The organism is Micromonospora sp. NPDC048170 (assembly GCF_040652795.1).
GTDB lineage: Bacteria > Actinomycetota > Actinomycetes > Mycobacteriales > Micromonosporaceae > Micromonospora.
In genome coordinates, this window is the sequence record NZ_JBEZMR010000069.1 from 1 (window position 1) to 2,435 (window position 2,435).

Annotated in this window: 1 protein-coding gene; it reads right to left on the bottom strand. The window is 68.7% G+C overall.

Annotated elements, in window-relative coordinates; all coding sequences use genetic code 11:
- Positions 1-2,417, bottom strand: a 2,417-nt coding sequence (locus tag AB0D32_RS32645) for an amino acid adenylation domain-containing protein (protein ID WP_357098804.1), incomplete at its 3' end; no start/stop codon positions are given.
- Positions 2,418-2,435: the final 18 nt, after the last annotated feature.

Sequence of the window (2,435 nt, forward strand, 5' to 3'; positions counted from 1 at the left end):
TCAAAACAACACCGCAACACCTCATGCCGCTGCACCACCACACCCAACGCCCGCCCCAACACCCCCACCGCCAACCGACCACGAATCCGGTAGGCCAGCGGGAGGTTGTAGGCGATCAGTCCGGGCTGCAACTGGTCCAGGAACCACAACCGCCGCTGCCCGAACGACGGCACCCACCGATCCCCCCGCACCACCGGCTCCAGCCCGACCTCGTCGGTGCCGGTCGGCCGGCCGCTGACGGCAGTGGCGAGCGTGGCCACGGTCCGGTTCTCGAAGATCGCCCGCAACGGCAGCTCGATCCCCAGCGCGCCCCGGACCCGCGCCACGACCTGCGTCGCCAGCAGGGAGTGGCCGCCGAGCTCGAAGAAGTCGTCGTCGACGCCGACGGCCGGTACGCCGAGGGTCTCCGCCCAGATGGTCGCGATCGTCCTCTCGTCGGCCGTGCGGGGCGCAACCCGGTCCGCGACCTCGTCCGCCGGCGCCTCGGCCGGGCTTGGCAGGCTCTTGTGGTCGATCTTGCCGGTTGCTGTGAGTGGCAGGGTCGGTAGCGCGACGACGTGCGCCGGCACCATGTACTCCGGCAGTGAGGCGCGCAGGAAGGCGCGCAGTGCCGAGCCGGGTGGCAGGGTCTGTGCCGCGGGGGCGGCGTACGCGACCAGCCGGGTGTCACCGGTCCGGCCCTGGTCGGCGACCACCAGGGCCTCGGCCACGTCCGGATGCCGAAGCAGGGCGGCTTCGATCTCGCCGGGTTCGACACGGTACCCACGGATCTTGATCTGGCGGTCGGCGCGGCCGAGGAACTCGAGGTTGCCGTCGTGGCGCCAGCGGGCGAGGTCCCCGGTGCGGTAGAGGCGTTGCCCGGCGACGGTGCCGAACGGGTCGGGCACGAACCGTTCGGCCGTCAGGTCGGCACGGCCCACGTACCCCCGGGCCAGACATTCTCCGGCCACGTAGATCTCTCCCACGGCTCCGGGTGGGACCGGCAGGAGGTGCTGATCGAGCAGGTAGATCCGGGTGTTGGCGATCGGCTCGCCGACGCCTGGGAACTCCGGCCAACCGGCCGGGTCACCGGTCAGCCGGCCGGCGGTGATCACATGGGCCTCGGTGGGGCCGTACTGGTTGTCGATCACGACGCCGTCCCCGGCAGTCGCCAGCTCGCGGATCTCCGCGGTGATCTGGAGTTGTTCACCTGCGGGTGCGACCTCCCCGAGGGACAGCCGACGGCCGGTACGCCGCGCCGCGAGCGCGATCTGTGCCAGCACCGCCGGCGGGCAGTGCAGCCGCCGAACCTGCTCGACGGCGAGCACGTCGACCAGTTGTTCCGGGTCGCGCCGCTGCTCGTCGGTCACGAGCACCACGTGGCTGCCCCCCAGCCAGGCGGTGAACATCTCCTGGAACGAGATGTCGAAGAAGATCGACGAGAACTGGAGCACCGGGCCGACGACCTGGCTGCGCCGCAGTTGCCAGTCGATGAGGTTCGCCAGCGGCCGGTGCGACATCGCCACGCCCTTGGGTTTTCCGGTGGAACCCGAGGTGTAGATGACGTAGGCCAGGTTGTCGGGCGAAGCCGGGCACGGCGGCAACGGTCGGTCATCGGAATCGGGGTCGGTTTCCGGTAGGGCGCCGACGTCGATCGTCTCTACACCGGCAGGCAACCGCCCCGCCTGCGCCGCGTCGGTCAGCACCAACCCGACCCCCGCATCGGCCACCATGTACGCCGTCCGCTCCGCCGGCTGACCCGGATCCAACGGCAGATACGCACCACCAGCCTTAAGCACCGCCAACACCGCCACCACCAGATCCACCCCACGCGGCAGACACACCCCCACCACCTGCTCGACACCCACCCCACGCGCCGACAACAACCCCGCAACCCGGCCAGCCCGCGCATCCAACTCCGCAAAACTCAACCGCTGCCCACCACCGACCACCGCCAACGCCTGCCCAGCCCTCGCCACCTGCTCCTCGAAACGCCGCACCACCGTCCACCCACCAGACCGCTCCACACCAGTCGCATTCCACTCCACCAACACCCGCGCCAACTCGTCCTCCGGCACCACCACCAACCGCGAACACCGCTGACCCGGATCAACAACCACCGACTCCAACAACCGCCGATAATGACCCGCAAACCGACGCATACTCTCCTCGTCAAACAAATCCCGCGCATAAATCAGCTGACAATCCCACCCATCCACACCACCCACACAATGCAACTCCACATCAAACCGCGTCGTCACCGAGTCGACTGGGAATGGTTCGACCCGCAGGCCTTCCAGGGGAAGGGCCTCACCGGGCGAGAAGAAGTCGAACCAGGTCTGCACGAGTGGATTGCGGCTCAGGTCGCGGGTCGGTGCCAACTCCTCCACCAATCGATCGAACGGCACATCCTGATTCGCAAACGCATCCAACGCCATATCCCGAACCCGACCCAA